This window comes from Bacillus sp. z14 (2026) (assembly GCF_058313575.1).
In genome coordinates, this window is sequence record NZ_JBZFQK010000003.1 from 406302 (window position 1) to 432154 (window position 25853).

A 25853-nucleotide genomic window follows, 5' to 3' on the forward strand; every position below is an offset into this window, starting at 1 on the left:
AAAGTGAAATTATTTGTCGACTCGGGGGGGGAGAAAAATGAAATCTATTACCATGCTTTTACTTACAATATTCACCGTCCTTGTTCTAGTTTTCGGTCAAAACTACTGGAGCAGCCAAATCGCAAAAACCGTTGCCATGGAAAACGAAAAAGAACAAGCTGAACCAAAAAAAGAGGAGAAGACCTCTTCACCTTTTGAGAATGTTAAAGAGGATGACCTGAAGAGCGCTCTCGAAAAAGCGATCAGCATGCATGAAAAGGCTAATATTTTGATAGCCGGATCGAAAGCATTGGGAGATCAAAAAAGCGGGTTAGGGTTAACAATCAGTCAGGAGTTGCAAAGGTCATTTGAGTCGGATGTTACTGTATCATTCATAGATTTCAACGGCACATCAACTCAATTAATAGAAGAAGGCTTAATCAGTAATTATCAGGATGCCAAGCCTGATGTTCTTATTCTAGAAGCTCTGACTCTAGCTGATAATGGCAATGTTGAAGTGGAGGATAACCACGATAATATTTCTACTATCATTGAAGAATTACAATCGATCAATGAGGATCTTTACGTGATTCTTATGCCTACTCATCCTATCCCAAATGGTCCCATCTATTCAACACAAGTAGACGCCCTAAAGGAATTCGCAGCGGAGGAGGACTATACATATATTGACCATTGGCAGGCTTGGCCAGATGAAGCTGAATTAATGGATTACCTGAAATCAGATAAAAGTTCTCCAAACGAAAAAGGGATTGAGATTTGGAGTAAAGAGGTCTTGAAATTATTTGGGATATAATAAGAAGCTCTGAAGAATAGATATGGTACCTTCGATTTTATATTAATTAAACTTATAGAGTTGCCAATAATTGAAGACGAGAATCTCCTAAGCACCCATTTTTGGGTGTTTTTTGTTTTGAGTCTAACCGATTATGTTATCAACAAAATCTACAGTTCATTCATCCTTTCTCCTCACAATTCAGGAGATACTGCACGTTTAAAAGATAAAAAACACTATTTTCATCCTAGTTTTTTTACATTCTTTAACAAACCTCTTTAAATTTATTTCATTCATCCGATGAAAAGAAAAGAATAAATAAAAAAGAGGTGAAAGAACTTTTGGGAAAATATTTTATTAAAGCTGCCAGTTTGCTGATTTTGCTATCATTTATCATTACTCTGTTACCAGAGAAAGCAGATGCCGCCAGCTTTACATCTAAAGTCAACGCTGATGTCCTAAATGTCCGCTCCAAAGCAACTACCAAATCCTCTGTCATCGGAAAAATCAAAAAAGGCAAAGTGGTCACAGTTCAATCTGAGCAAAATAACTGGAGCAAGATTACATACGATAAGAAAACTGGTTGGGTAATGAGCAAATATCTTACATATTCCAATTGGACAGGATATGCAAAAGTAAATAATCTGTCTATTAAAAAAACGGCCTCTTCCTCTTCCTCTTTCAAATCTCTTGCAACTATTAACAATGGGACGGCCGTTACAGTAAAAGGGCAAACAGGAAGCTGGGTTAAAGTCTATTATTCTAGTAAAAAGGTGACTGGGTGGGTATCTATTTCAAGTCTGACAAAGTCAAAGCCTGCAACTGGTACAGCAAACCTGGGAACCTATTATGTCACAGCTACCAGCCTGAATGTTCGTACGACAGCGAGCACAAAAGCAAAGGTTATCACAACTGTGAAGAAAAACGCTTCTCTTACGCTTCAACAAAAAAGCGGATCCTGGGGGAAAGTAAAAACCTCTAACGGTAAAGTTGGCTGGGTATCCCTCACTTATATTTCTACTAAAAAATCAGTTGCGAATCTTAGTACCTACTATGTCACGGCTACCAGCTTGAATGTTCGTGAGAAAGCCAGCACCAAATCCAAGGTCATCACATCGGTAAAGAAAAACGCCGCGGTTACTCTTCAGCAGAAAAGTGGTACCTGGGGGAAAGTGAAGACTTCAAACGGTAAAGTCGGCTGGGTAAGTCTCTCTTATCTTTCTACTAAAAAACCGGCTACGAATCTTGGTACTTATTATGTTACGGCTAGCAGTTTAAATGTACGTCAGAAGGCGGACACATCTTCCAAAGTCATCACGACTGTGAAGAAAAATGCTGCCCTTACTCTTCAGCAAAAAAGCGGTACCTGGGGAAAAGTGAAAACATCTAACGGTAGTATCGGCTGGGTTGCTATGAAACATATTTCAACTAAAAAACCGGTTAATACGAAAACACCACAGCCAGTATCAAATAAAACGGAGTACCTGGTTACCAACGCCAACACTTCTCTATACCAGAATGCTGACTCAAAATCTACCGTATTGGCTTCAGTTGTAAAAAACTCTAGTGTGATGAAACTGAATACAAATGGTAGCTTTACACAGGTAAAACTGACATCCGGCCAGATTGGTTGGATTACCAGCAAAACACTGATTGTTTCCAAAAGTGTGAGGGGAAAAGTCATCGTTATTGATCCAGGGCATGGCGGATCAGATTCGGGAGCTATTGGGGTAAAGCTAAAAACGAAGGAAAAGAATATTAATCTAAGTACAGCCAATCAATTGGTTACCCTACTGAGGAATGCCGGTGCCACCGTCATCATGACTCGCAGCAATGACACCTTTATTTCTTTAGCCAACAGGGCAGCACTCAGTAACTCCAAAAAAGCAGATGCGTTTGTAAGCATTCATTACAATGCATTTCGAAAGGATCCAACAGTAACTGGAATTGAGACTTTTTATTATCATAATAGCAGTCTGGCAAGTGCTATACACGTTGAATTGATTAAAGCAACAGGTTTGAAAAATCGGAAAGTTAAACAAGGTAATTTTCAAGTCATCAAGAGTAATAAACAACCAGCTACCTTGCTAGAACTTGGATTTCTGACAAATGCAGCCGAAGAAAAAACCATTTCCCAAACCAGCTATCATAAAAAAGCAGCCCAAGCAATCTATAATGGGTTGAATGTATATTTCAAACAAAAATAATAGCATTTTAATTTGCAGCCTCCTATTCAAAGGAAGCCGAAAACTATAGATAAAAAGAACCCTATTTTGAACTGCGCCCAGCTGTTAGACACTTCTAACATATTTAGATGCAGCTTGATATTTGGGTGCTTTTTGACTTATAAATTCCTTACATAATTAACACCTTTTTCTTATTTACCCCTTCTAGCCTTCTATTATATTTTAATATATGGGCCTTTACGCTCCATAAGGAAAAATCTATTCCATATTCTTTAATAAACACATTAGATTTGTCCGATTAAAAAATAGAATAGTTTATGTAAGAGGTGATATTTTGAGGAAACTCTCTATTAAAGCTGTCAGTGTGCTGATTATGCTATCATTTTTCATTACTATGTTACCGGAGAAAGCAAATGCTGCCAGCTACTCATCTAAAGTCAACGCCAGCACATTAAATGTCCGCTCTAAGCCTTCGACCAAATCGTCTATTGTAGGGAAAATTAAAAAGGGCAAAGTGGTAACTGTTCAATCAGAACAAAATAACTGGAGCAAGATTACATATGATAAAAAAACGGGTTGGGTTTCGAGTTCTTATCTTACCTATGTAAGCTGGAATGGCTATGCACAGACAGACAATCTGTCCATAAAACAAACAGCTTCTTCCTCTGCCAAATCTCTGGCGACCATTAAGAAAGGCACAGCCGTTTCAGTAAAAGGGCAAAAGGGCAACTGGCTTAAAGTCTATTATTCAAGCAAAAAGGTGACCGGATGGGTACCTGCTTCAAGCCTGACAAAGACAAAGCCAACGACTGCCGCAGCAAATCTGGGTACATATTATGTCACAGCTACTAGTCTAAATGTTCGCGCTAGTGCGAGCACTTCTTCCAAAGTTATCATGACTGTGAAGAAAAATGCTGCTGTTACTCTTCAGCAGAAAAGTGGATCCTGGGGGAAAATCAGAACTTCCAACGGTAAAGTTGGTTGGGTTTCTTTATCCTATATTTCTACTAAGAAACCGGTGACTTCGACGAATCTCGGTACCTACTATGTCACAGCGACCAGTTTAAATGTTCGCGCAAGTGCGAGTACTTCTTCCAAGGTTATCACCACGGTGAAGAAAAATGCTGCTGTTACTCTGCAACAGAAAAGTGGATCTTGGGGGAAAATTAAAACTTCCAACAGTAAAGTTGGTTGGGTTGCTATGCAATATATATCAACCAAAAAGGCCGAATCGGCTACAACAGAATACCTTTACACTAACACCAACACATCCCTGTACAAGGATGCTGATACTAAATCTACTGTTTTAGCCTCAGTTGCTAAAAACACTAGTGTGATAAAGCTTACTACAAAAGGCAACTTTACACAGGTCAAGCTGACATCCGGTCAGATTGGATGGATTCCAAGCCAAACACTGGTATATAAGAGTGTGAAGGAAAAAATCATCGTTATTGATCCTGGTCATGGCGGCTCAGAAACGGGAGCTATTGGTGTAAAATTAAAAACAATGGAAAAGGATATTAATCTAAGTACGGCCAATCAACTGGCTACCCTACTTAAGAATGCCGGTGCAACCGTCATTATGACACGCAGTAATGATACCGTTATTTCATTAGAAGACAGAGTAGCACTCAGTAACTCTAAAAAAGCAGATGCGTTTGTAAGCATTCATTACAATAATGCACCAAATGTACCATCAGCATCTGGAATAGAAACTTTTTATCATCATAATAGCACCTTGGCAAATGCCATACATGGTGAATTAATTAAAGCTACTGGCTTGAAAAATCGTAAAGTTAAATATGGTAATTATCGAGTCATACGAGATAATAAACAACCTGCTGCTCTGCTCGAACTCGGATTCCTTTCAAATGCAGCCGAGGAAAAAACCATTTCCCAAACCAGCTATCACAAGAAAGCAGCACAGGGTATATTAAATGGCTTAAATGTATATTTCAAAAATAAATAATGTTAAATCTATAGCCTCTGAAATACTTCGGAGGCTTTTAATTTTAACTAAAATCCAATCCATCACTCAATCGTCGGAATACACTATAACGATTATCCATAAACGGATGTGATAGGGTGTCAAATCAATTGAAAGAAATAGTTGGAGCCTGGCTGACGGCTATCGGAGCCATTGTTGTAGCCATCGGCTCTACTCCAAACACTGAATTATCAAACAAAATACAAAGGAACTTAATTTAGTCGGGAATGAACTGGAAGCAGTTGGTGCCGGCTTAGCCGCAGACGGACAAGATAATAAATCCTCACTTGAATATGCAGGGAATGTTATATCTAGTATCGGAGCCTTGGAAGTCATTACAGGAATTGCTGTTGATTTCCCTGAACCTACCAATACGAATATCGCGATTCAGGGTAATTTGTTACAGGCATTAGGCAGCGGAGTCAGTGCAGCTGATGAATTGGGCGATAATACTACTCTAGGAGCATCAAAAATTTTGATCGGTAATATTCTTCAGACCATTGGGAGTGTCATTCAAGCATTCGGCGTTAAAATTCAAGTTAATGACCAGCAGGAGGGACAATTCTATGTTGCATTGGGAAGCTGGATTCAAGCCGTTGGCGCTGTTCTATCCGCCATCGGTCAACAACTCGAGGAGGCTCATGAAAATAAACCAGGTATTAACTAATAAGATGCCCTCCTCTGGAGGAGGACATTTTTACATACAGGAATAGCTTTAAATAGTAGGGAGAAAAGCGGAGAATCCAATAGAGGTATATATCGGGACCAACTTTCTGTGCCCTCCGCTAGATGACGAGCTGATTAGCGACAGTATATTCTGGACAACAAGATTTCCTGAAGTTTGATGTATAGTGGGAGTTGGTTTATAGAATATGTCGGAAAGAAATAGCTGCTATCGTATCACTTGAGAAGATTCCCATGATGACAATAAGTCTAATCCCCTAATAAACGTTCTTTTTTATAAATTTCTTAAACTTTTTACCGACACCTTCTGCTATTCAGATAGCCGTTATACAGGTTTCCCTATCACTTTTCCACAGTTTCTGGCTAACCAGTTCATTTAAAATGACTATTTGTTGGTATTTGTTTTGTTTCACTTCGTGTTTTTTACGGTATAAATAGGGTACAACTATTCCAAATTATGTATAAAAAAGGAGGCGCGAAACTATGAGAATCCGAGCAGGCAGTTGGAGAATGCTTTCTAAACAAGAAAAGATCTTTATCCTGAATGCAGTCAGTCAGCGTCGGACATTTTAATCATCGCCAATCGGATGGTTCCTTACCTCAAGTATATTTGTAGGGCAGGAACGTAGGTTAAAGGTCTTTTCCTCTGTTCACTTCTAAAAAGATAAATATACAATCCTTCGCTTTATTTTCTTTCTCACTTTTCCTCCATTGTTGCTTTCAAGTAACCAATCATCCGTATCTTGACGGGTGATTATTTTATTTGGGCCTATTCATTAATCGATTGATTAATTTGGTCTTCTAACTCCTCTGGGTTGAAAGTATACTATACATATAGATGGTTACTGTCTTTTGTCATAAAAAATTCAATATGTATTATTTGAAATTATCTTTGATATGCCGATATAGTAGAAGTAAGTAACTGTTACTTATGACCCAACCCTAAAGGTGGTGTGAGGAAAATGGCGAATCTAAAAATATCCCCACTATTTAAAATATCCCTAATGATTATACTTACTGTCCTTTTATTCGTTAGCTTTTATTTTATAAAGGGACCGTTTCTCGATAAGGATACTCTTGTCAAAAAAGTTGAGACCGCTCTCGCCGATCAAAATGTACGTCAGCTCTCCCGGATTCTAACCTCATCAAATGAAGACCTGGTTATTGACGAAGAAAATACAAAAATCTTGATGGATTACCTTCAAAAAAATCCTGATTACACCCAAAGCCTTCTGACAGTTCTCCATGAACAATCCCGATATTATGATGATGATTCATCCAAAACAGGTAAGGAACAGCCCAGGATTGAAGGATTTTTAACACTAAAAAAGAATACAAATTCCTGGCTGCCCGACAACTATTCAATTGAAATCGATCCAGTTTATCTGACGATTACCACAAATTCTAAGCATGCCACCTTAATGGTGAATGGTGAACAAGTCGTGAAGGCCAACGAAGTCATTTATGAAAAGAAAGTCGGTCCCCTTCTACCGGGAGAATACAAAGTCGAGGCAAAATTGAAAACAAATGATACTGATATCAATGAAAAGAAGCAGGTTGTTTTGTGGAATAGTGATGAGAAAATCAACATGAATTTAAATGATGAGGAAGTCGGCTTGGATACAAATGAATAATGATAAGAAAGACAAAGATCGGTCTTTGTCTTTTTTTATTTCATTCTTTACAAATATATACTGAAATATCATAAGCAACAAAAAAGAAACTTAGGTCTATTCTCTTATTATATTGTTAAAACTTCTCAGTATACTTTTACAAATAGGAAGTTTGAATCAAGCACAGAAAACGAACATTCGATAATATTGTAGAAGAAAGCCCATTTTTATGATTCGTTTTTCCATATAAAAGTACTGAGAAAATCATTTCCTCAGTACAGAAAAATTATTCTGATGTAAACAGTTTCTTAATATACTGTTGGCAACTCATCCGACGTCTTATCATCTTTTTCCTTCTGTCTCACATATAAAAATTCATCAATATGGTTAGCCAATTGTATTCACTCCGTTACTCAGTTTTACATTATACATGGTTGGTAGTTCAGCTACTTGTGTGGGCTTCACATTATACATAGTCGGCAATTCTGCCACTTGTGTTGGTTTCACATTATACATAGTCGGTAACTCTGCCACTTGTGTGGGCTTCACATTATACATAGTCGGTAACTCCGCTACTCGCGTTGGTTTCACATTATACATAGTCGGAAGCTCCGCTACTTGCATTGGTTTTACATTATACATAGTCGGAAGCTCTGCTACTTGCGTTGGTTTTACATTGTACATAGTCGGAAGCTCCGCTACTTGTGTTGGTTTTACATTGTACATAGTCGGAAGCTCCGCTACTTGTGTTGGTTTTACATTATACATAGTCGGAAGCTCCGCTACTTGCGTTGGTTTTACATTGTACATAGTCGGAAGCTCCGCTACTTGTGTTGGTTTTACATTGTACATAGTCGGAAGCTCCGCTACTTGCGTTGGTTTTACATTGTACATAGTCGGAAGCTCCGCTACTTGCGTTGGTTTTACATTGTACATAGTCGGAAGCTCCGCTACTTGCGTTGGTTTTACATTGTACATAGTCGGAAGCTCCGCTACTTGTGTTGGTTTTACATTGTACATCGTTGGGAGCTCTGCAAGATCCGTTTTAGAAATAGTAATTGTCGCTGTCAAAGCACTGATACCTAACACACTAGCGCCGATTAACATAATTTTCTTTTTCATACATATTCCCCTTTTCATTCATAAGTTTATAAGTATAATTGGTTTATGTTTATACTTACATTTAACCATATATTTACTTTTAAAGGTTTATTCGATACAGGGACTTTAGATCCAATTTATTCAATATAACAAGCACATACATACTTTTTTACATATAAATATAACTATAGGAATACTATCGGAAAGGGGATACCATGAATGGATTTCTCCGCAATTGGTCAGCGAATAAGAGATTTGAGGAAATCACTTAAACTATCTCAAGATGAGCTAGCCCAAGGAATATGTACACAAGCACAGATAAGTAAAATTGAAAAAGGTGATGTATATCCTTATGCTAATACCTTATATCTCATTTCACAAAAATTAGGAGTGGATGTTAACTACTTCTTTGAAATTGGTTCTACTCCTAGAGTAGACTATGTTAATGAGGTAAGCAGACAGTTACGGCTAACGCGGCGCCATCTCCTCTACGAAGAGATGAATAGAATTGTAAAATTAGAAGAGGACAATCCGCTCTTTACGCAAAATGGGCGTAACAGACAGCTGATCTTATGGCACAAGGGTGTCTATGAGCATGCTGTAAATAATAATGTGGAAAAATCTATAGAATTGCTTAAGTCAGCAATTGACTTAACACATGTTTTGGATAAAGTTTGGAATGAAAGAGAAATAGAAGTACTCATGTCTATGGGAGCAGTCTATGTTACAGACAATCAGAATGAGATTTCTCTAAAAATATTTTTGGAAGCTAAAGAGCATTTATCACATTTAGTTTTCATTAGTGATCATTCGATTTTACCGCGGCTGTATTATAATATTGCCAGAGTGTATACTCGATTGAAACAATATGATGAATCTATTACATACTGTAAAAACGGTATAAAATATTGCTTAGAAAAAGACAATCTATTCCCATTGGCTGAATTACATTATCAAGTTAGCTACAATCTTGAAAAGCTTGGTAAGTATTCGGATTCCATATATTATTTAAATAAGGCTATTTCGATATTCGAATTAATCGAAGATAAAAAATATATGAACCTTCTGAAGGAAAAAAAGAGTTCCTTGGAATTAAACTACGGAGACACAACAAAAGCTGATCATTCTAAAACATGATCAGCTTTTTCTATTATACCCTAACAATATTATCACCCGTTAAAGCATCTACATAGATATTTACTTTTCCAAAGAGCTTTTCTGAATGATATATATACATCTTTTTACCGGCGCCTAAGCTCAACTAGATTTTAAGAAAGGCGAAGTTGTGTGTATTCAATTCGCCTTTTCTCTTATTTGAAGCTATTATGTTCCAGCTTCTCTCCAATAAATATTACTTTCGAAATTTTCTCCATACAAAATATAAGACAATCCCTGTCAATCCACCCACTGTATCAATCATCACATCATGAAAGAGTGGCGTGCGGTCACCTGTGAATGACTGATGCCATTCATCTGAGCAGGCATATAGAAAGACAATTCCCATCGTGATTGCCGTTACCTTCACCTCTCGCTGTACCCATACTCTGACGATACTGGCCAATATAAACGCTATTACAAAGTAAACGCTAAAATGGGCACCCTTACGGATAAAAAACTCAATAAAACCCGGCAACCCTAAGGCTTCCACACTAATCTCTACACCAGCATAGGTGAAGCTTATTTTTGAAAGCAAAGCCACTACCGAATCAGGAAGCTTTAAGTTCTCACTCAGTAACGGTTGAATGTTTTGTTCGGTATAAGGCTGTGAGGAGGAATAAAATACTACTCCTACAACCAACAATAAAAGGATTAAACGGTATATGATCTTTTTCCTAGCATTATTCATATTCCTATCCTAGCCGAATTCATCCGCAAGGTAAATGCCAAAGACTTGCAGAATGGAGATTTTCTCTTAATCAATCGATTGATTAATTCGTTTTCTATGTATCATGTATGTTTGCCTGTATGAAAGATATAAAACACAATGGCTAATAAAACCCTATTGATGTGGCTGTTTCACGGTTTTGGCTATTCTTTTAGGGAGGTTACTTTTTAATAGGTATGAAACGGAGAGGCATTATCGGGAATTAGCTCATTTACAGTACAAATCGCTCAATAGATTGCTAATATCCCTAATTTAGTAATATAAGCCGATAAATTAACGTCTCTAGGGACATATGAACAGATCCTGTTTGTTCATTCTTCCCAAAAATCTCTTTTTATGCCTACATCTAAAGAAAGATAGTCTTTTAGTCATTGCATTCTCTCCAATAACAGTATTGCCTTAAAACACCCAGAGAGAACTTTTACCCGGTAATTGCTACTTCATCTCTTATAAATGCAAAAAGACCAAACCCCGCCTCCTAAGAGCACAAAATCTGGTCTTACCTTATATAATTATGCCATACTGGCTAGTCGATTATCTTGGTAACGAATATTTTGGATTCCAATGACGTTTAGAAATTTTTTGATTTCATTAATAGCGGCTGTTTTATGTCCGTCTATGACTGCTAGGTCCGTGACAAAGGCAATTTTCGGGTATTTTGTTTCACGTTTCTTAGGGTTTAGCATCGGCTTTTCTTCAATAAGTTGAGCGTCCATTTCCTCTTCACATGTCAGAATAACCGCTTCACCAATTTTCATGTTTTCCCAATCAAAAGAGAACGAAAATTCAATTGAACACTCACCGTCAATAAACTTTGGTTGTACTTTTACGTTTAACTCCACTATGCCCAGCCTCCTTCATTGGTTATTTGTTCCTAGTATAACAGGAGTGCCTATGAAGGTGGCCTGACCACATATGAGTAAAACACCAATATTCTTACATGTTTATTCAAAAATGCTCGCTCTGGCGCATATTTTTATAACTCCAGGAATATTCCTAGACGAATATTTTATATTCTTTATTCTACCTTTAATACCTAAAATATTCCATATGTTTTTGTAAAATTCCTTTAATTCTTTTGACCTCTTCCTCGCGAATTACCTCATAATAGATTCCATTTATTTTTTCAGCTGTGCCTTCCATACTGATACGATCAATATGCTGAACTGCCTCCTTATAGTTATTTTTTATTTTTATCATCTCTGAAATTGTGATATTTGTTTTCACATTATTCATTAAGGTAGTAGCGATTTGATCATAGTGAGTTAAGCTTCGGATATTGGCACCTGTTCGAATTACCTCTCCAATGACCTCGTACCGGCGTTGTTGCCGCCCTTCTTCACCATTTGGCTCCAGCTGGCGCATGCGCATATAGGCCAATGCCTCTTCACCATTTAACTGGATTTTACCTTTAGCAAAATGTTGGCCATCATAAGAGAAGTCTAACTGGTTTTCAACGGTGATACCTCCGATGGCGTCCACCAGCTCCTCCACCCCATCCGTATTGATGCTCACATAATAATCAATCGGGATTCCGAAAAACTGTTCAACTGTCTCCATCGACAGTTCCGCTCCGCCTTCTTGATAGGCATCGCTGATTTTATCCCAATTCTTGCTTCTAGCAATTTTTACTCTTGTATCCTGTGGAATACCAAGCATTTTAATGTTATTGTGTTCCGGATTGACCGTTATGACCATTGTTGTATCCGGTCTGCCGTTTGTATCTATACCTAGCAGCAATAATGAAAATGGCTCTTTTTTAGTTAAATCAAGCTGTTCTTCTCTATAGGGTGATTGGCGTTCCCGCAGTGGATCCTTTATTGCTTGAAAGGCCTGATAAATAGGATATCCGACAACCAGGACAATCACAATTACAAACCCGGAAATCCATAACCATCTATATTTCTTTCGTTTATCTGCACCTCGATTTACATTCATCGCATTCTCTTCTTTTTAGTTTTTATCTTTAGTCTTCTACTTTCCTCCCCCTTTTCATACGTTTTTTTGATCAGTTTTGTTACAATTAAGATTAAACTTGGTTAAACTGTCTCGTAAGGAGAATGATATATGCACGATGCACTTAAATTCTACGGGGAGCGAATTTCGGATATTCTCTCTCCTAAATCAACTAATGATGTCAATTTAGTTTCGAAGGGTCTTGTTCTTTATCGTCAAGGGACAGTGGTAAAGCTATCGATCGAATCTGATCTTATTCAAGGTGTCGTACAGGACGTGACAAAGGTGAACGTCACTTTGGATTTAAGTTTTCCAAGCAATAGCTCTTGTTCCTGTCCAGCGATTGATTTATGCCGGCATCAGCTGGCTGTATTCTTTGCTGCCTACAGTAAGGAAGCCAGCGTTACGGAATGGGTGGATCATTGGAAGAATAAAGAGGACCCCATGTTCCGTTTAAAGGAATCACTAAAAAATGGCCCCGTATATAAAGAAAAAAGCAAGCCTTCTAAACCGGAGCATACATACAGTGCCTGGAAGGAATTTTTCATCCGTTCCGCACGGGAAGAGTTAGCCATCCCTCCTTACTTTATGGCCGGGATAAACCGCTCTGCTTCTAATTTTCAGCGTGCAATCCAGCGCAGCGAGCCCTCCAATCAGCAATGGGTGCCTTTATACCGCAGCATTGCCTATTATATGGGCTTGGTACATTTATTTGATCTGCAGAGTAGTACGAAGGATCACTTTCAGGAGGAACTGCTGGAATCTATGATTCACGAACTGTTCCTTGCCTTTAAGGATGAAGTTCATCGGTTTGAATCCTCTATCCGTCCATTTGATTCAGAGGAGTTTATCCATTCCTGGATTGATGAAACAAAGAATTTGCCAACCGGTGAAATGGGAAGCGGCTATTATCGCTGGGATATCTATCGAACGATTTGGACAAATATCATTACAACAAAAGAAGAACGCGGGGCTGAAATAGATCGTTTGTCAAACCAGCTCCCGGCTCTCGCCGACTCCTTGCAAATTGAGTTGGTCTTTTGGATGATGATTCACATATATATGGTCGATGGCAAGGATGAGCAGGCGTTAGAATGTTTAAATAAGCTTGGTCCGATATCCTGCTTCTTCCTTACCTTTGTGTTAGAGGAACTGCATAATGCAAAGGAACATGCACGAATGGTTCCCTTTGTTGAATTCTTCTCAAAAAATATTAAAGCTTATTTGCATGATTATCAGACTCAGGAGTATAAGAGAACTCGATTTTTATATAATGCCCTGCAAATTATTCGTCCTTTTTGCTCAGCCGCCAAACGATTCGACTTGCTCGAACGTATTCTAAGGGAAACCATTCCTTACTCCCTTATTCCATATTCACACTATTTGTATGAGAAGAAGGAGTATAAAAAATGGGTCGAGCTCCAGGTTGCTGAGCGTGTTGATGTCCTTTATGAATGGTCCAATCAAACGAAGGAAATTCAAAAGGAACAGCCTGAAGTCCTCCTTCCTATTCTGCATCTGCAGGTAGTTAATTTGATTGCGGCTAAAAATCGTTCATCCTACCGGGAAGCGGTCCGTTATTTAAAAAAGCTGAGAACTATTTATAAAAAACTTAAGCGCGTAAACGTTTGGGAATCTTATATTGAATATATCAGCGATGATAATAAGCGATTACGCGCTTTTCAGGAAGAACTTAAGAAAGGAAGGTTAATTGATGCAGCTGATTGAAACTCTTCATATTCAAATTGAATTACTTGAAGGCGGACGTGTCTTTATTTATGGAACGGACGAGGGTGAGCCCGTTCCTGCCGAATTGTGGGCAACAAGCTTCTTTCTTTGGGACGCGGATAGTTTCTTTGGGACCAAATTGGATATCCAAACACTGGATGGTAAAAGCGGTGTCCTCATGAGCGCCCATAAATGGATGAAGGTGCTGGCAGAAGAGCCTTTCAATAGCTTTATTAATTGGTCCTGGTCCAATTGGGCATCCATTAGTTTAGCTTTGGCCCAATCCTTATATGAAACCGTTGAAAACGGAACGGTTATGCCTGATTTTAACGATCGGAATCAAGACGGCATTACCTTCCCGCTCCCACAGGAAATTCTCGAAGACTTTCAGGACTCCTTTTGGGAACAGGAAATGGCCAGACACGAGCATGACGGAATCCAAACCATTACGGTTCGGCGTTTTGCGGAGGAATGGTTAAATGAAGCGATTAAAGACCGTCCCGGCAATCATCGCGTAGGTGATTTGCTTGATTTGTTTGCTGAAAAAAATATCTCCACCAAGGTACTCAGCCGCTTCTTTGACGGAGACCGTTGGGAAATTTGGACCGGTGCCAAAGAAGATGAATTGCCTTTTTCTATGGGAATGCGCCTGAGCGAGCCTGATTTTGCAGCGGGTGATGAGGTTGACCAATGGAAGCTAGAACCGTTTATGCGCGGCAAGCGAAATGAGGAGCAATTTTTCGTTTGGGATGATCGTCATAGGATTCCTTTTGCCTGGAAAAAGCATATAGAGATGGCTGAGAAGGAAATCGCTCGCTGGAAGGATATTTTCCCTTGGATTGATGATATTGTCACTGAGGATCAGGCCTGGGATTTCTTGACGGATGCATCCGAGGTCCTGCATATGCTTGGCGTAGAAATTCTATTGCCATCATGGTGGCAGGCAATTAAGGATGCGAAAATCGCCATGAAGGCTAAAGTGAAAAATTCACCAAGTCGCCGAAAATCATTTGTGGGTATGAATGCCTTGCTCGATTATAATTGGCGTTTCTCCGTCAATGGCGCTGAGGTTTCCGAGGAGGAATTTAACAAGCTTGTTGAGGAAAAACGGAAGCTTGTCTATATTAGAGGACGCTGGGTGAAACTGGATCCTGCCTTAATGAGGCGCATGCAGGAATTGAAGAAGGAAGCAGATGAGCGAGGATTGCGTATCAATGATCTACTTCAGCAGGAGTTCGCACAGGATGAGGAGCTTGAGGATGAGAATGAAGGGGATTACGCACGAATTCAATTTGAGCTGAATAGTGACCTGAGACGCTTTATGACTCGCATCAACTCACTTCAGGATATCCCGACTGTCCAGGTACCCGATGCCTTCCAGGGCGAATTGCGGCCGTATCAGCAACAGGGAATGAGCTGGCTGATGTTCTTACGTGAATATGGATTCGGTGCCTGTCTGGCCGATGATATGGGTCTAGGGAAAACGATTCAGCTCATCAGCTATCTGTTAGCGGTGGAGGCGAAGAATGGTCCAGCAAAATCTCCATCCTTGATTGTCTGTCCGACTTCTGTGCTCGGAAACTGGCAGAAGGAGTTTGAAAAGTTCGCTCCATCCATGAACGTCCATCTTCACTATGGTCCAAGTCGTATGAAGGGTGAACAGTTTAGGGATGGGTTTGGCAATGCCGATGTGATTCTGACAACCTTTGGGTTGCTTCATCAGGATGAGGAAGACTTTTTATCCATGCAATGGAATGCTGTTGTGCTCGACGAAGCGCAGAATATCAAGAATTCCCATACGAAGCAATCCCGTTCTGCCCGTAAGCTTGAAGGCATTCATCATATCGCCTTAACCGGTACTCCAATGGAAAATAGACTGAGTGAGCTTTGGTCCATTTTTGATTTTATTAATAAGGGCTATCTTGGCTCACTAACGCAATTTGATAAAAACTTTGCCGGACCGATTGAACGCAATGGTGATAAGAATAAAATTGCCACCCTGCAAAGGCTAATTCAGCCTTTCCTTTTAAGAAGGACGAAAAAGGATGAAGAGGTTGCTCTCAATCTGCCGGATAAATTGGAGCAAAAGGAGTTTATCAGCCTAACAACCGAGCAAGCCGCTTTATACGAACAGCTTGTTAAAGATACGCTTGATCAAGTTGAAAAACTAAGCGGTTTCGAACGGAAAGGGCTTATTTTGCAGATGCTAACCAAGCTGAAGCAAATCTGTAATCATCCTGCCCTTTATCTAAAGGAAGAGGCACCAAAGCATATTCTTCATCGATCCGGGAAAATGGAAAAGCTAATTGAATTGCTCGATATCATTTATGAACAGGATGAAAGTGTGCTTATTTTTACACAATACATTGAAATGGGTAATATGATTAAGCAAATCGCTGAGCGCCGCTATGGTCATGTCGTTCCATTCCTGAACGGCAGCGCCAATAAAAAACAACGGGATACCATGGTGGCCGATTTTCAGGATGGCAAGTATCCGATTCTTCTACTTTCCCTGAAAGCGGGCGGTACAGGGCTTAACCTGACGGCTGCCAACCATGTCATTCACTATGACCGCTGGTGGAATCCAGCTGTTGAAAATCAGGCGACCGACCGTGCCTACCGTATTGGACAAACGCGCTTTGTACATGTCCATAAGATGGTTTCCTCCGGTACACTTGAGGAGAAAATTGACGTTATGCTGGAGAAAAAACAATCGCTTAACGATGAAATCGTCCAAAGTGACAATTGGATTACCGAGCTATCCTCAGATGAATTAAAGGATTTGCTGGTGCTTGAAAGATAACTTTTTGGCCATCCCCTTCTTAAAAAATAGGGGATGGCTTTTTTGTATCTATTAGAGTCGGAATAATAAAAATTGATTAAACAAATAAAATAATTTACAGTTATTAGTAAAAGGAAATGGAAACAGAGGTGAGGAAACTGAGTTTTAAAGAGGTTGTACAAACTTTTGAGAAGACACAAGAGTTAGCTGATGCACCGCTCACGTATATTGCGGTGATCTGTTGGACAATCATTGGAATAGCTATTTTCTATCATGTCATACGTGATCGGAGATCTTTATCCAGTGTTGCGGTTGGTATAAGAGTGATTTCCTTGGCCGCAGTTGGCTTCATTGCGTTTCACTTATATACGAATATCTCTGAATATGATTATTCACTAGATGAGGAAAAATGGAAACAAGAATATTTACTTGCTTACTTGGATTCACAGCCTGAGGAGAGGCTGGCCATTGAACAGGTAGAGGCAACGAATACAGATAGTGACAAGGCAATTCCTTCAATGCATCTAAAAAAGGGATCACCTACCGTACACGTGAAATTTTTAACTATCGGAAAGAATGGCAAGAAACAGGAGATTTCGACTCAAGTAAAGATTAAACACGTACAGGCAGATACCGCTCCATATCTCACCTATAAGTCTATTAAAGATGAGTTATCCAATCAATATAGAGATGATATGTACTATGAAACGACTCTATATATCAATCAAGATAGCAATTTGTATAAGTAAGGAAAGGGGCTCTCCTCTTTCCTTTTTTAAGCAATTTATTTACTTACCCTCTTTTAAATAAAGCCAAACCACTTATTTGACGAAATTTGTTCTTCGTTGTATACTTTTCTACATTATTCCTTCTTTTTCCACATTTTCTATATCGATTTATGTAGTAATTTGTTGCGAATGTATAGTCACGGTCCTGGCATATCATGTTATATGCCCAATTAAAACAGCCAGATTAATTAACAGGAGTTGCTTACATTAATGATCGTAGAAGAAAACATCTCTCTTGAAAGTACCTTAAATCGCCCCTCCAGATTAGCGAAAACAGTTTTACGTAATCATTCAAATATCCTATCCGATTTCCAGCTTAAACAAATACTCAAATTACTTTATGACGATTATAAATACTTAGGAATGACCATTTCCATATACGATCATCCAGATCAAGTCATTGCAGACCGAACCGATTATGGAAAGGAATTTATTGATGATTGGTGTTATGAGGATTCTTTAAATGGCACATTGGGCGGATACCATAAGCTTGGTAAGATTGCATTATTTCCCTTTAACCATAAGGTAAAAAACAAAAAATACGAGCGCGGGCTTATGCAGCTGTTTTTACTACAGGATCTCTTTCATGAAATTCGCCATGCCTACCAGCGTGTCTATATGAAGAGGCAGTATAATACGCCCTATGTCAACACAGGCAGAAATGGCTATCAATCACAATGGGTTGAACGGGATGCTAACATGTTTGCCCAAAGGATGATTGAGAAGCATCGCAACTCTATCAACACTATTTTAAGTATCGATTTCTTATGGCAAAGCTGCTGGGGACGTTTTTACGTAACAATAGTACGCCAATAGAAATAAATAGGAGACTCAGAAATGAGCCTCCTTTCTCTTACAATTTTTCAAGTAGTAACTCGCCTAATTTACGAATCATATCCCCACGGCTAATTACACCTACAACCTCACGATTTTCATTGACTACAGGTATCTTTTTGAAATGGTGTGTTGCCAGCAGCTTGAGTACATCTTCAAGCTCATCCTCTTCTCGAACAAAGACTACTTTTTTCTTCATAATAGCTTTAACCGGCGATTCACTTTTTGATTTTAAGGTTTCATCCAACTCTTCTATATAAGTGACATAAGAGGAAATGAAGGCTTTTGGGTTCATATATCTCAGGACATCCCCATCTGTTACGATCCCCAACAGTTTATTGTTTGGATCGACCAGAGGAAGTCCTCCGATTTTATGTTTCATTAAAACTTCCAGCAATGTTTTAATACTTGCCTCTTCATTTAAACTAATTACATCCTTGATCATGAAATCCTTTGCTTTCACCTTAAATCCCTCCTGGCTGTAATAAGAAAATATGTATCTACCGTTATCTTACCAATAATTTCAATTCTATTTCTAATAGAAATTTACCTTTTAGCAAAATAATTATCCCAAAACTGAAAAAAGCCGCGCATTGGCGGCTATCAAGAGGGGGTATAACTTTTATAAGTGTATTGGAGGCATTTTGTATGCAGATTATGTTTGTGAGGGATTAATGTTCGTGGAGTTGATACGTTTGTTCACATAATTGATATTGAAGCTCCTTCATGTTAGACAATTCTTTTATGAGGATTTGCAGAGTCTGTTCGATTTTTCTCAAATCTGACTCACTTTTGGATACACGGCTATTTACACTGCCAACGATTCGGATTAAATCAGCGACTACTTCCCGCTCGTTCATAAAATAGGCACTGCGTTCGTTTCCAGACTGCCTTCATGAAGGTTATTCACCCGTTTTCGATCTAAAAAGTTAACACTTTCCACTATAACTTCTGTTACATACGTACGCTTTCCTTCTGGATTTTCATAATTACGTGTATGAATTCTTCCAACGATACTGACTACAGAACCTTTTTGACAATAGGATGCGGTATTTTCAGCTGCCCGATTCCAAAGTGTACAGTTTACAAAGTCCGTCCCATACTCGCCATCAGCATTCTTAAAATTTCTCGTAACGGCCAAAGTAATGTTTGATACAGCTTTTCCCTCCGGTGTATAACGCAGATCAGGATCCTTCGTCAACCTTCCAACAAGCGCAACCTGATTTAACATACTACCTTCACCTCTCTTTTATATAGCTTACAGAGGTATCATAAAAGAGTTATGGTTAAAAGTAAAAGAGGCGATTTGGGACTTTAGAGGGAGATTTTCACTCAAATTTCCTTTTTGAATATATAAATATGGTGTTTGTAATCAATATTTATAATCTGTGAATTATTTAACAAACTCTTCGACAAACAATATAAATATTTTTTCTTTTTTTTACCATGCTATAATGAACATATAATAATTTAAAATTGGAGGTAAGTTGATGAAAACCTTTAAGTTAGTTTCCTTGCAGTTACTTCCAGACAATCAGCATCCAACCGAATTACATATCCTAGACGGATTAATTATTAATAAAGAAAATGAGGCTAACACTTGGCTTATTGAGGCAGTCGTTGATTATGAACATTTCAATCTTTTCAAGGAAATCACTGCTGATACTGACAAGCTTACCGTTAGCTGTATCATCACAAAGAAGGATAATATCCCTGCCTACTTCGATGCAACTATCGCTGATGTCCGCAAGATGGATCAATTCGCCAGCATCCTGTTTCGGGCAAAGATTCGCAATCGCAGAAGAGAAGCCGTTGAATTCCTATTGGATACACTAGTAGATGAAGGATATAATGGTGAGGATTTAAAAAACGCCTTTAAAGAAGGCCTTGGTAGTAATAAATAACAGCTGGCGAGATTACCTCGCCAGCTTAAACTTGTTACTTATTTTTATCTTTACCATTGTTATTGTTGTTATCAAGGATATCGTCTGCGCCTCGATCTGCATCGTTCCTGATTCTATCCCCACCTTCTCTTACATCTGTATCTAAATTGCCACTATCTAGATCGGAACCATTATCATTGATATCATTCATACCATTATTATCATTGTTACGATTGATACCATTGTTACCATTCGTTCCGTTGTTACCATTTGTACCATTATTATCTTTTGTACTTTCGTTCGTATCTATCCCATTATTATCGTTCGTACCGTTATTTTGCTCATGGTTGTTGTTACCTTCTGGAGGCGGGTTATTGTCATCGTTATTATTACACCCCACCATTAACACAGATGCCAACGCAACCCCCATAATCGCTTTATAAAACTTCTGCATTCGGCATGCTCCTTTCAAACTTTTATGACCTGATCAGGTCTGTTTTTAGATTACCCAGAAGAGGGCAGATTATGATGGAGCAAAAAAAAGCAGGCCCAAACATTTGGGCCTTCAAATAGGGAGAAGTGATATGGTTATCCACGTGCCAGTGCTTTTACACTAGCCTATATTCCTTTAATAACACAAACAGGTAAATTCTAAACGTATTTGTGAAAATTCCCTTCACCGTAAATGTGTTCGCTCCTTATTTCAGCTGATGCTTACCCTAATTTTTATTGTATGGATGGTTCATACTAATACAGCCGGAGTTCCTAAAAAGCATTTTGCATAAAGGCCTCAAGGTAAAAGGCATACATCATAAGTGAGGAATACTTTATGGATATAAAAAAAGTCGAACAGATGAAAGATCAATCTATGGAGAGACTCCATTTAAAGGAGCTGAAAGACCAGGTAATTGTTATTACTGGTGCTTCTAGTGGGATTGGGCTTGTTACGGCACGTATGGCAGCTGAAAATGGAGCCAAGGTTGTTGTGGCAGCCCGGAATAAAGATGCCCTTCAGGAATTAGTCTACGAATTGAAAAGCAAGGGGCATGAAGCAGTCTGGGTTGATGCAGATGTTGGTGTTGAAGAGGATGTCCTTAAAATTGCTGAAACAGCCATCTTGAATTTTGGCGGCTTTGATACATGGGTGAACAATGCGGGTGTTTCGATTTATGGAAAAACAACCGAAGTCAGCATAAAAGATATGCGCCGCATGTTTGATACTGTTTTTTGGGGTGTCGTATACGGATCCAGAATCGCGGTCGAGCATTATAAAACACGTGGTGGCCCAGGTGCCATTATTAATATCGGCAGCTTCTTCGGCGATAGGGGAACTGTTGTTCAGTCAACCTATTCTTCCGCAAAATTTGCTTTACACGGCTGGACGGAGAACCTGCGGATGGAGCTCGAGAAGGAAAATGCGCCGATTTCTGTGACACTCATTCATCCCGGAAGAATTGACACACCTTACAATGAGCACGCTCGTAGTTATCTGGAAAAGCAGCCGACCCATATAGGGATGATTTATGCACCTGAAACAGTAGCCGAGGCCATCCTTTTTGCCGCAGAGCATCCAAAACGCGATATGTATGTTGGATCTCAGGCTAAACTCCTGGCTATGCTTGGCCGGTTTGCCCCAAGGCTTACTGATAAATTTATGGAAAAGACTATGTATCATACACAGCATGATGACCGTCCCTCCAACCCACCGGAGGAAAGCGCCTTGTATAAAGCTGGATATGGATTGCATGAACGCGGCACCAATAAAGGCTGGATCCGCGAAACAAGCTATTATGTAAAAGCATCCAAACACCCAGTCCTAACTTCCGTACTGGCAGCCGGGATCGGTGCTTGCCTATTGGCTACCTTCATGCAAAATAAGTAGGCGAAAAAGCAGAAAGGCTATTTATGTGAACTGCCCCTTAAAAGTTGTTTGCTGTCTAACTTTTAAGGCCAGTACATTTTGGCCCTTCTGCTTTTTTATTTTTTACGTGAGTATTAAGGATTTCAGGATTTCTGATCGCCTAAAGCAAATGTTATTTCAGCTTCACAAGCCAGCTCACCATTCACAGTTGCCCTGCCAATTCCTTTTCCAATCGGACCGCGTACTCTCGTCAATTCTACTTCCAAACGCAGTTGATCACCAGGACGCACCTGTCTCTTAAAGCGGCATTTATCGATACCGGCAAAAAAAGCAAGCCTGCCCTTATTTTCCTCTTTAATCAGAACAGCCACCGCTCCCACCTGAGCCAGCGCCTCCACAATCAGCACCCCCGGCATAACCGGATAATCCGGAAAATGACCATTAAAAAACTCCTCATTCGCCGTCACATTCTTAACACCAACTGCCCGCTTCCCCTCATCAACCTCCAAAATCTGATCAACCAACAAAAACGGATACCGATGCGGAATAATCTCCTTAATTTGCTGAACATCTAACATATAATTTCCCCCTTTATTTATAAAGCTGAGACGGCTTGCTCAGAAGCGAGGAGCATAAGACAGGACATCGGAAGGAGGTGTTCTTCCTCCTGCAGAGGTCATGCTTATGTCCTGAGCTTCTAGCCGTCGAAGCTGGATTACACTATAAAGCTGAAGGGCCTTAATCAAGGAACGAAGACTAAATGCGCCACGTCCTGCAGGCCAGCAGCAAGTGTAATGAGAGCAAAAGTGGTAAGACCACTTTTCATCAAACTTCTCCCATCCAATAAAAAACAGGAAGGGCTATATCTTGCCTTCCTGCCCGTATTATTTGTCTTTATTCTCCGTCGTGTCCTTATTGACCAGATCAACGATATGAGTCCATGTAGATTTCTTAAATACATCCATTGCTTTTCCATCACCCATAACGGAATAGCCAACCATGGCTCCACCAACAAGGGCCATCATCGTCAACACAAGGACAATTATAATACGAGCCCAAAGTGGCACTAACCGGATTTTGATTTTTTGATCATTACCCAGTTTTTTTCTATCTATTCGACTGTTTGGTTCAGACTCAGTCTGCTCACTTTTATTATTAACCAACGCTTGCATTCTTTTACTCCTTTAACGAATACCGTTGACCAACCCCATCATTTGATCGGCCATACTAACCGTTCGTGATTGAAATTGATATAACCTCTGAGTTTGCATCATTTCTGTCATCTCAGTACTAATATCGACATTAGATTGCTCCAAGTTTCCTTGAACCATAGAAATTTCTTCTCTAAAAGCACCGGTTAGTTGGGTATATATGTCGTTTTCTGATACATCCAATTGTGCCATATTTTTCGGAAGAGTGAAAGTATTATTATTTATCATTTCCATAAATTGTGGCTTCTTGACGGAGATAATCCCCAGATTAAATGATTGAGTCCCATTTTCAGTAGTGACATTTAGCTGGCCTTTATCTGTAAATGTTATGTCACTAGGGTTACCATTTATCCTAATTTCCTGATTATTTTCATCCAATACTGCACTGCCATTTGATGTTACCAATTGCACTTGATTAGATCCATCAGAAGCTGGACTAAGATAAAAAGCCCCATCCCTTGTGTAACCAAGCTCACTGCTAGTGCCATCTGCCGTGCGAATGGCAAAAAATAAATTCTCATTAGTAAGGGCGACATCCAAGTCACGTTCCGTTTTTTGCAGATTACCCTGTGCCAAATTAAGCTGAGACTGACTCATTTTTGCGCCAACACCCACTCGAATACCATTTGGCGTCAATCGGCCTTTTTCCTTCTCAGTTCGCTCCTGATTATTGAATTCCTGAGCGAGCATGTCTGAGAAATAGGTTTCTTTTCTTTTAAAACCGGTCGTCGAAGTATTTGAGATATTATTCGAAACTGTTTCCAGCTTCTTTTGCAGCTGCCCCATTGTATTTGATGAGGTTATCATCATTCGATTCATCCTTATTTACCCTCCTCTTCATTCAGCTCTTTATCGTTTACAGCTTACCTATTTCATTGACGGTTTTTTGCATGCTTTGATCATAGGCTTGTACAATCTTTTGATTGGCTTCAAATGTACGATAGGCAGCCATCATATCAGTCATTGTTTTAGATGAATCCACATTAGACTGTTCAATTGAACCTTGTTGAACAGCAAATTGAACATTATTTAATGTATAGGCAGAAGGCAGCTCTCCTTCATTGATCCGGTATAATCCATCGCCTTCCTTGATGAGCTGTGCCGTTGGAGTAGCGCTAAAGCTTATTCCAATTCGTCCTCTATTCAATGTTCCCTCAGATATCTCACCCTGAGAACTAATCGCAAAATTTTCGGAGTTTAAAAGGATACGTTCCCTATTTTCATCTAAGACATAATAACCGTTAGCAGTTGTTAAATAGCCTGAGCCATCTAATGTAAAATTCCCGTTTCGTGTATATCTCAAGCCATCAGGAGTCTCAACTGTAAACAGGGCCGTACCCGATTGATTCGTTTCAGGATCAATAGGCATAGCTTGATCTACAATAGCCATGTCCGTAGTATTGTCGGTTGTTTTAACATCACCCTGTGAAAAAGATGGGATAGTCTCTTGTACATAAACACCCGTGTTCAATGCACCCACATATTTTGAATGATTGATGGATACTGATTCCTCTACGGGAAGATTCACTTTTTCATAACTGCTAAGCAGCATTTCTGGAAATGAGCGTACACTCGCTTGATCCTCTTTATATCCGACCGTATTGGCATTCGCTAAATTATTTGCAAGCACCTCCGTTTTGCGTTGCTGAGCTAGCATACCGGATGCCGCTGTATAGAATCCTTTAAACATTTCTCCACCCCCAAATAGGCCTAACAAACACCCATATTACCATTATATAGGGAATAATTTTATAAGATACGGACTTTTTTCCTAAAAACCGATTTCTCTCGACATAGGGGGAGTATATGTGGACTTTGTAGTGTTAACTGGAGTCTTTTTTTGTCGACTTTTCTTTTTGTGTGGGAGGAGAGATGTTGTAGAGGTGTTGCATAGGTCGGGTATAGGTGCTCCATAGCCGGGGCATAGGCGGACCATAGCTGCTTTCCTCTACCCTTCACCTACCTTTGACCGACCTTTACCCGGGTATAGGTGCCTCATAGCCAGGGCATAGGTGCCTCATAGCCAGGGCATAGGTGCCTCATAGCCAGGGCATAGGTGGACCATACCTGCTTTACTCTGCCTTTCACCTACCTTTGACCGGCCTATACCCGGGTATAGGTGCCTCATAGCCAGGGCATAGGCGGACTGTAGCTGCTTTACTCTACCTTTCACCTACCTTTGACCGGCCTTTACCCGGGTATAGGTGCCTCATAGCCAGGGCATAGGTGGACCATACCTGCTTTACTCTGCCTTTCACCTACCTTTGACCGGCCTATACCCGGGTATAGGTGCCTCATAGCCAGGGCATAGGTGGACCATACCTGCTTTCCTCTGCCTTTCACCTACCTTTGACCGGCCTATACCCGGGTATAGGTGCCTCATAGCCAGGGCATAGGCGGACTGTAGCTGCTTTCCTCTGCCTTTCACCTACCTTTGACCGGCCTTTCACCCACCTTTACACAGGCACAGGTCGCAGCATAGATGAATCATTCCCACGCACGGCATTGCCCTCCACAAGAGGACATCCCTTACCCATACAAAAAAACCAGTTCATCAACTGAACTGGTTTTATATTGCCTGG

The 25853-nt window shown here is 39.7% G+C and carries 23 protein-coding genes and 1 pseudogene; 12 read left to right on the top strand and 12 right to left on the bottom strand.

The annotated features are described in order from the left end of the window. The first annotated feature begins 37 nt into the window (after positions 1 to 37). The 5 genes and pseudogenes from AC4G3O_RS12930 (at position 38) to AC4G3O_RS12950 (ending at position 7263) form a co-directional block, all read left to right on the top strand. The gene (locus AC4G3O_RS12930) at positions 38 to 793 is read left to right on the top strand and encodes an SGNH/GDSL hydrolase family protein (protein WP_491136314.1); all 756 of its coding nucleotides are present in this window, start codon (positions 38 to 40) and stop codon (positions 791 to 793) included. Positions 794 to 1113: 320 nt separating this feature from the next. Continuing rightward, the gene (locus tag AC4G3O_RS12935) at positions 1114 to 2979 is read left to right on the top strand and encodes an N-acetylmuramoyl-L-alanine amidase family protein (RefSeq protein WP_491136315.1); all 1866 of its coding nucleotides are present in this window, start codon (positions 1114 to 1116) and stop codon (positions 2977 to 2979) included. A gap of 313 nt (positions 2980 to 3292) precedes the next feature. After that, a complete protein-coding gene (locus AC4G3O_RS12940) occupies positions 3293 to 4927 on the top strand; it encodes an N-acetylmuramoyl-L-alanine amidase family protein (protein ID WP_491136316.1) in 1635 nt (544 codons plus the stop codon). A gap of 116 nt (positions 4928 to 5043) precedes the next feature. Further along, positions 5044 to 5612 (top strand): annotated as a pseudogene (locus tag AC4G3O_RS12945) (DUF6944 family repetitive protein). A gap of 979 nt (positions 5613 to 6591) precedes the next feature. Beyond that, entirely contained in the window at positions 6592 to 7263 is a 672-nt protein-coding gene (locus AC4G3O_RS12950) for a TcaA second domain-containing protein (protein ID WP_491136317.1), read from the top strand. A 366-nt stretch (positions 7264 to 7629) separates the two neighbouring features. Here AC4G3O_RS12950 and AC4G3O_RS12955 read toward each other — a convergent pair whose 3' ends face one another. Continuing rightward, complete coding sequence (locus tag AC4G3O_RS12955) at positions 7630 to 8364, bottom strand: hypothetical protein (protein ID WP_491136318.1); 735 nt, start codon at positions 8362 to 8364, stop codon at positions 7630 to 7632. Positions 8365 to 8562: 198 nt separating this feature from the next. Between AC4G3O_RS12955 and AC4G3O_RS12960 the strand changes: the two genes are divergently transcribed. Then, entirely contained in the window at positions 8563 to 9480 is a 918-nt protein-coding gene (locus tag AC4G3O_RS12960; protein WP_491136319.1) for a helix-turn-helix domain-containing protein, read from the top strand. Positions 9481 to 9694: 214 nt separating this feature from the next. Here AC4G3O_RS12960 and AC4G3O_RS12965 read toward each other — a convergent pair whose 3' ends face one another. The 3 genes from AC4G3O_RS12965 to AC4G3O_RS12975 form a co-directional block, all read right to left on the bottom strand. Then, positions 9695 to 10189, bottom strand: coding sequence for a VanZ family protein (locus tag AC4G3O_RS12965; protein ID WP_491136320.1), 495 nt, complete (start codon positions 10187 to 10189; stop codon positions 9695 to 9697). A gap of 551 nt (positions 10190 to 10740) precedes the next feature. Next, a complete protein-coding gene (locus AC4G3O_RS12970) occupies positions 10741 to 11070 on the bottom strand; it encodes a hypothetical protein (RefSeq protein ID WP_066105755.1) in 330 nt (109 codons plus the stop codon). A gap of 187 nt (positions 11071 to 11257) precedes the next feature. Then, a complete protein-coding gene (locus AC4G3O_RS12975; RefSeq protein WP_491136321.1) occupies positions 11258 to 12166 on the bottom strand; it encodes an LCP family glycopolymer transferase in 909 nt (302 codons plus the stop codon). A 129-nt stretch (positions 12167 to 12295) separates the two neighbouring features. Between AC4G3O_RS12975 and AC4G3O_RS12980 the strand changes: the two genes are divergently transcribed. From AC4G3O_RS12980 to AC4G3O_RS12995, 4 genes are all read left to right on the top strand, one after another. Beyond that, positions 12296 to 13912, top strand: a complete 1617-nt coding sequence (locus tag AC4G3O_RS12980; RefSeq protein WP_491136322.1) for a hypothetical protein — start codon at positions 12296 to 12298, stop codon at positions 13910 to 13912. Next, a complete protein-coding gene (locus tag AC4G3O_RS12985; protein WP_139892098.1) occupies positions 13899 to 16715 on the top strand; it encodes a DEAD/DEAH box helicase in 2817 nt (938 codons plus the stop codon). Before AC4G3O_RS12980 ends, AC4G3O_RS12985 begins: the two co-directional genes overlap by 14 nt. A 128-nt stretch (positions 16716 to 16843) precedes the next feature. Beyond that, positions 16844 to 17443, top strand: coding sequence for a hypothetical protein (locus AC4G3O_RS12990; RefSeq protein WP_491090141.1), 600 nt, complete (start codon positions 16844 to 16846; stop codon positions 17441 to 17443). A 249-nt stretch (positions 17444 to 17692) separates the two neighbouring features. Beyond that, entirely contained in the window at positions 17693 to 18298 is a 606-nt protein-coding gene (locus tag AC4G3O_RS12995) for a DUF3920 family protein (RefSeq protein ID WP_066105738.1), read from the top strand. Between the two features lie 37 nt (positions 18299 to 18335). On the opposite strand, the gene AC4G3O_RS13000 is transcribed toward AC4G3O_RS12995, so the two are convergent. The 3 genes from AC4G3O_RS13000 to AC4G3O_RS13010 all read right to left on the bottom strand — a co-directional run bounded on the left by AC4G3O_RS13000 (position 18336) and on the right by AC4G3O_RS13010 (position 19547). Then, positions 18336 to 18779: a CBS domain-containing protein gene (locus AC4G3O_RS13000; protein ID WP_066105733.1), complete on the bottom strand. Its 444-nt coding sequence runs from the start codon at positions 18777 to 18779 to the stop codon at positions 18336 to 18338. 208 nt (positions 18780 to 18987) lie between these two features. Further along, the gene (locus AC4G3O_RS13005) at positions 18988 to 19176 is read right to left on the bottom strand and encodes a hypothetical protein (RefSeq protein WP_066105730.1); all 189 of its coding nucleotides are present in this window, start codon (positions 19174 to 19176) and stop codon (positions 18988 to 18990) included. Beyond that, complete coding sequence (locus tag AC4G3O_RS13010) at positions 19173 to 19547, bottom strand: single-stranded DNA-binding protein (RefSeq protein ID WP_066105726.1); 375 nt, start codon at positions 19545 to 19547, stop codon at positions 19173 to 19175. The genes AC4G3O_RS13005 and AC4G3O_RS13010 overlap by 4 nt, the downstream gene beginning before the upstream one ends. A gap of 259 nt (positions 19548 to 19806) precedes the next feature. Between AC4G3O_RS13010 and AC4G3O_RS13015 the strand changes: the two genes are divergently transcribed. Beyond that, on the top strand, positions 19807 to 20220 hold the full coding sequence (locus tag AC4G3O_RS13015) for a YwpF family protein (RefSeq protein WP_066105723.1): 414 nt from the start codon (positions 19807 to 19809) through the stop codon (positions 20218 to 20220). A gap of 34 nt (positions 20221 to 20254) precedes the next feature. On the opposite strand, the gene AC4G3O_RS13020 is transcribed toward AC4G3O_RS13015, so the two are convergent. Beyond that, positions 20255 to 20653, bottom strand: coding sequence for a hypothetical protein (locus AC4G3O_RS13020; RefSeq protein ID WP_491136323.1), 399 nt, complete (start codon positions 20651 to 20653; stop codon positions 20255 to 20257). 375 nt (positions 20654 to 21028) lie between these two features. Here AC4G3O_RS13020 and AC4G3O_RS13025 point away from each other — a divergent pair, with 375 nt between their 5' ends. Further along, on the top strand, positions 21029 to 22081 hold the full coding sequence (locus AC4G3O_RS13025) for an SDR family oxidoreductase (protein ID WP_491136324.1): 1053 nt from the start codon (positions 21029 to 21031) through the stop codon (positions 22079 to 22081). Between the two features lie 122 nt (positions 22082 to 22203). On the opposite strand, the gene fabZ is transcribed toward AC4G3O_RS13025, so the two are convergent. The 4 genes from fabZ to AC4G3O_RS13045 all read right to left on the bottom strand — a co-directional run bounded on the left by fabZ (position 22204) and on the right by AC4G3O_RS13045 (position 24961). Then, a complete protein-coding gene (fabZ, locus tag AC4G3O_RS13030; protein ID WP_066105716.1) occupies positions 22204 to 22638 on the bottom strand; it encodes a 3-hydroxyacyl-ACP dehydratase FabZ in 435 nt (144 codons plus the stop codon). 306 nt (positions 22639 to 22944) lie between these two features. Continuing rightward, a complete protein-coding gene (locus AC4G3O_RS13035; protein WP_066105709.1) occupies positions 22945 to 23232 on the bottom strand; it encodes a DNA-directed RNA polymerase subunit beta in 288 nt (95 codons plus the stop codon). A 12-nt stretch (positions 23233 to 23244) separates the two neighbouring features. Next, a complete protein-coding gene (locus tag AC4G3O_RS13040) occupies positions 23245 to 24090 on the bottom strand; it encodes a flagellar hook-basal body protein (RefSeq protein ID WP_490558514.1) in 846 nt (281 codons plus the stop codon). A 37-nt stretch (positions 24091 to 24127) separates the two neighbouring features. After that, positions 24128 to 24961, bottom strand: coding sequence for a flagellar hook-basal body protein (locus AC4G3O_RS13045; protein ID WP_491136325.1), 834 nt, complete (start codon positions 24959 to 24961; stop codon positions 24128 to 24130). Positions 24962 to 25853 lie beyond the last annotated feature (892 nt).

Coding starts and splice junctions, on each gene's coding strand:
- AC4G3O_RS12975 (WP_491136321.1), bottom strand. CDS start 12,166: ATGAATGTAAATCGAGGTGCAGATAAACGAAAGAAATATAGATGGTTA.
- AC4G3O_RS13005 (WP_066105730.1), bottom strand. CDS start 19,176: ATGAACGAGCGGGAAGTAGTCGCTGATTTAATCCGAATCGTTGGCAGT.
- AC4G3O_RS13015 (WP_066105723.1), top strand. CDS start 19,807: ATGAAAACCTTTAAGTTAGTTTCCTTGCAGTTACTTCCAGACAATCAG.
- AC4G3O_RS12955 (WP_491136318.1), bottom strand. CDS start 8,364: ATGAAAAAGAAAATTATGTTAATCGGCGCTAGTGTGTTAGGTATCAGT.
- AC4G3O_RS12965 (WP_491136320.1), bottom strand. CDS start 10,189: ATGAATAATGCTAGGAAAAAGATCATATACCGTTTAATCCTTTTATTG.
- AC4G3O_RS12960 (WP_491136319.1), top strand. CDS start 8,563: ATGGATTTCTCCGCAATTGGTCAGCGAATAAGAGATTTGAGGAAATCA.
- AC4G3O_RS12980 (WP_491136322.1), top strand. CDS start 12,296: ATGCACGATGCACTTAAATTCTACGGGGAGCGAATTTCGGATATTCTC.
- AC4G3O_RS12995 (WP_066105738.1), top strand. CDS start 17,693: ATGATCGTAGAAGAAAACATCTCTCTTGAAAGTACCTTAAATCGCCCC.
- AC4G3O_RS13025 (WP_491136324.1), top strand. CDS start 21,029: ATGGATATAAAAAAAGTCGAACAGATGAAAGATCAATCTATGGAGAGA.
- AC4G3O_RS12930 (WP_491136314.1), top strand. CDS start 38: ATGAAATCTATTACCATGCTTTTACTTACAATATTCACCGTCCTTGTT.
- fabZ (WP_066105716.1), bottom strand. CDS start 22,638: ATGTTAGATGTTCAGCAAATTAAGGAGATTATTCCGCATCGGTATCCG.
- AC4G3O_RS12950 (WP_491136317.1), top strand. CDS start 6,592: ATGGCGAATCTAAAAATATCCCCACTATTTAAAATATCCCTAATGATT.
- AC4G3O_RS13020 (WP_491136323.1), bottom strand. CDS start 20,653: ATGCAGAAGTTTTATAAAGCGATTATGGGGGTTGCGTTGGCATCTGTG.
- AC4G3O_RS12985 (WP_139892098.1), top strand. CDS start 13,899: ATGCAGCTGATTGAAACTCTTCATATTCAAATTGAATTACTTGAAGGC.
- AC4G3O_RS13035 (WP_066105709.1), bottom strand. CDS start 23,232: ATGCAAGCGTTGGTTAATAATAAAAGTGAGCAGACTGAGTCTGAACCA.
- AC4G3O_RS13045 (WP_491136325.1), bottom strand. CDS start 24,961: ATGTTTAAAGGATTCTATACAGCGGCATCCGGTATGCTAGCTCAGCAA.
- AC4G3O_RS13040 (WP_490558514.1), bottom strand. CDS start 24,090: ATGAATCGAATGATGATAACCTCATCAAATACAATGGGGCAGCTGCAA.
- AC4G3O_RS13010 (WP_066105726.1), bottom strand. CDS start 19,547: ATGTTAAATCAGGTTGCGCTTGTTGGAAGGTTGACGAAGGATCCTGAT.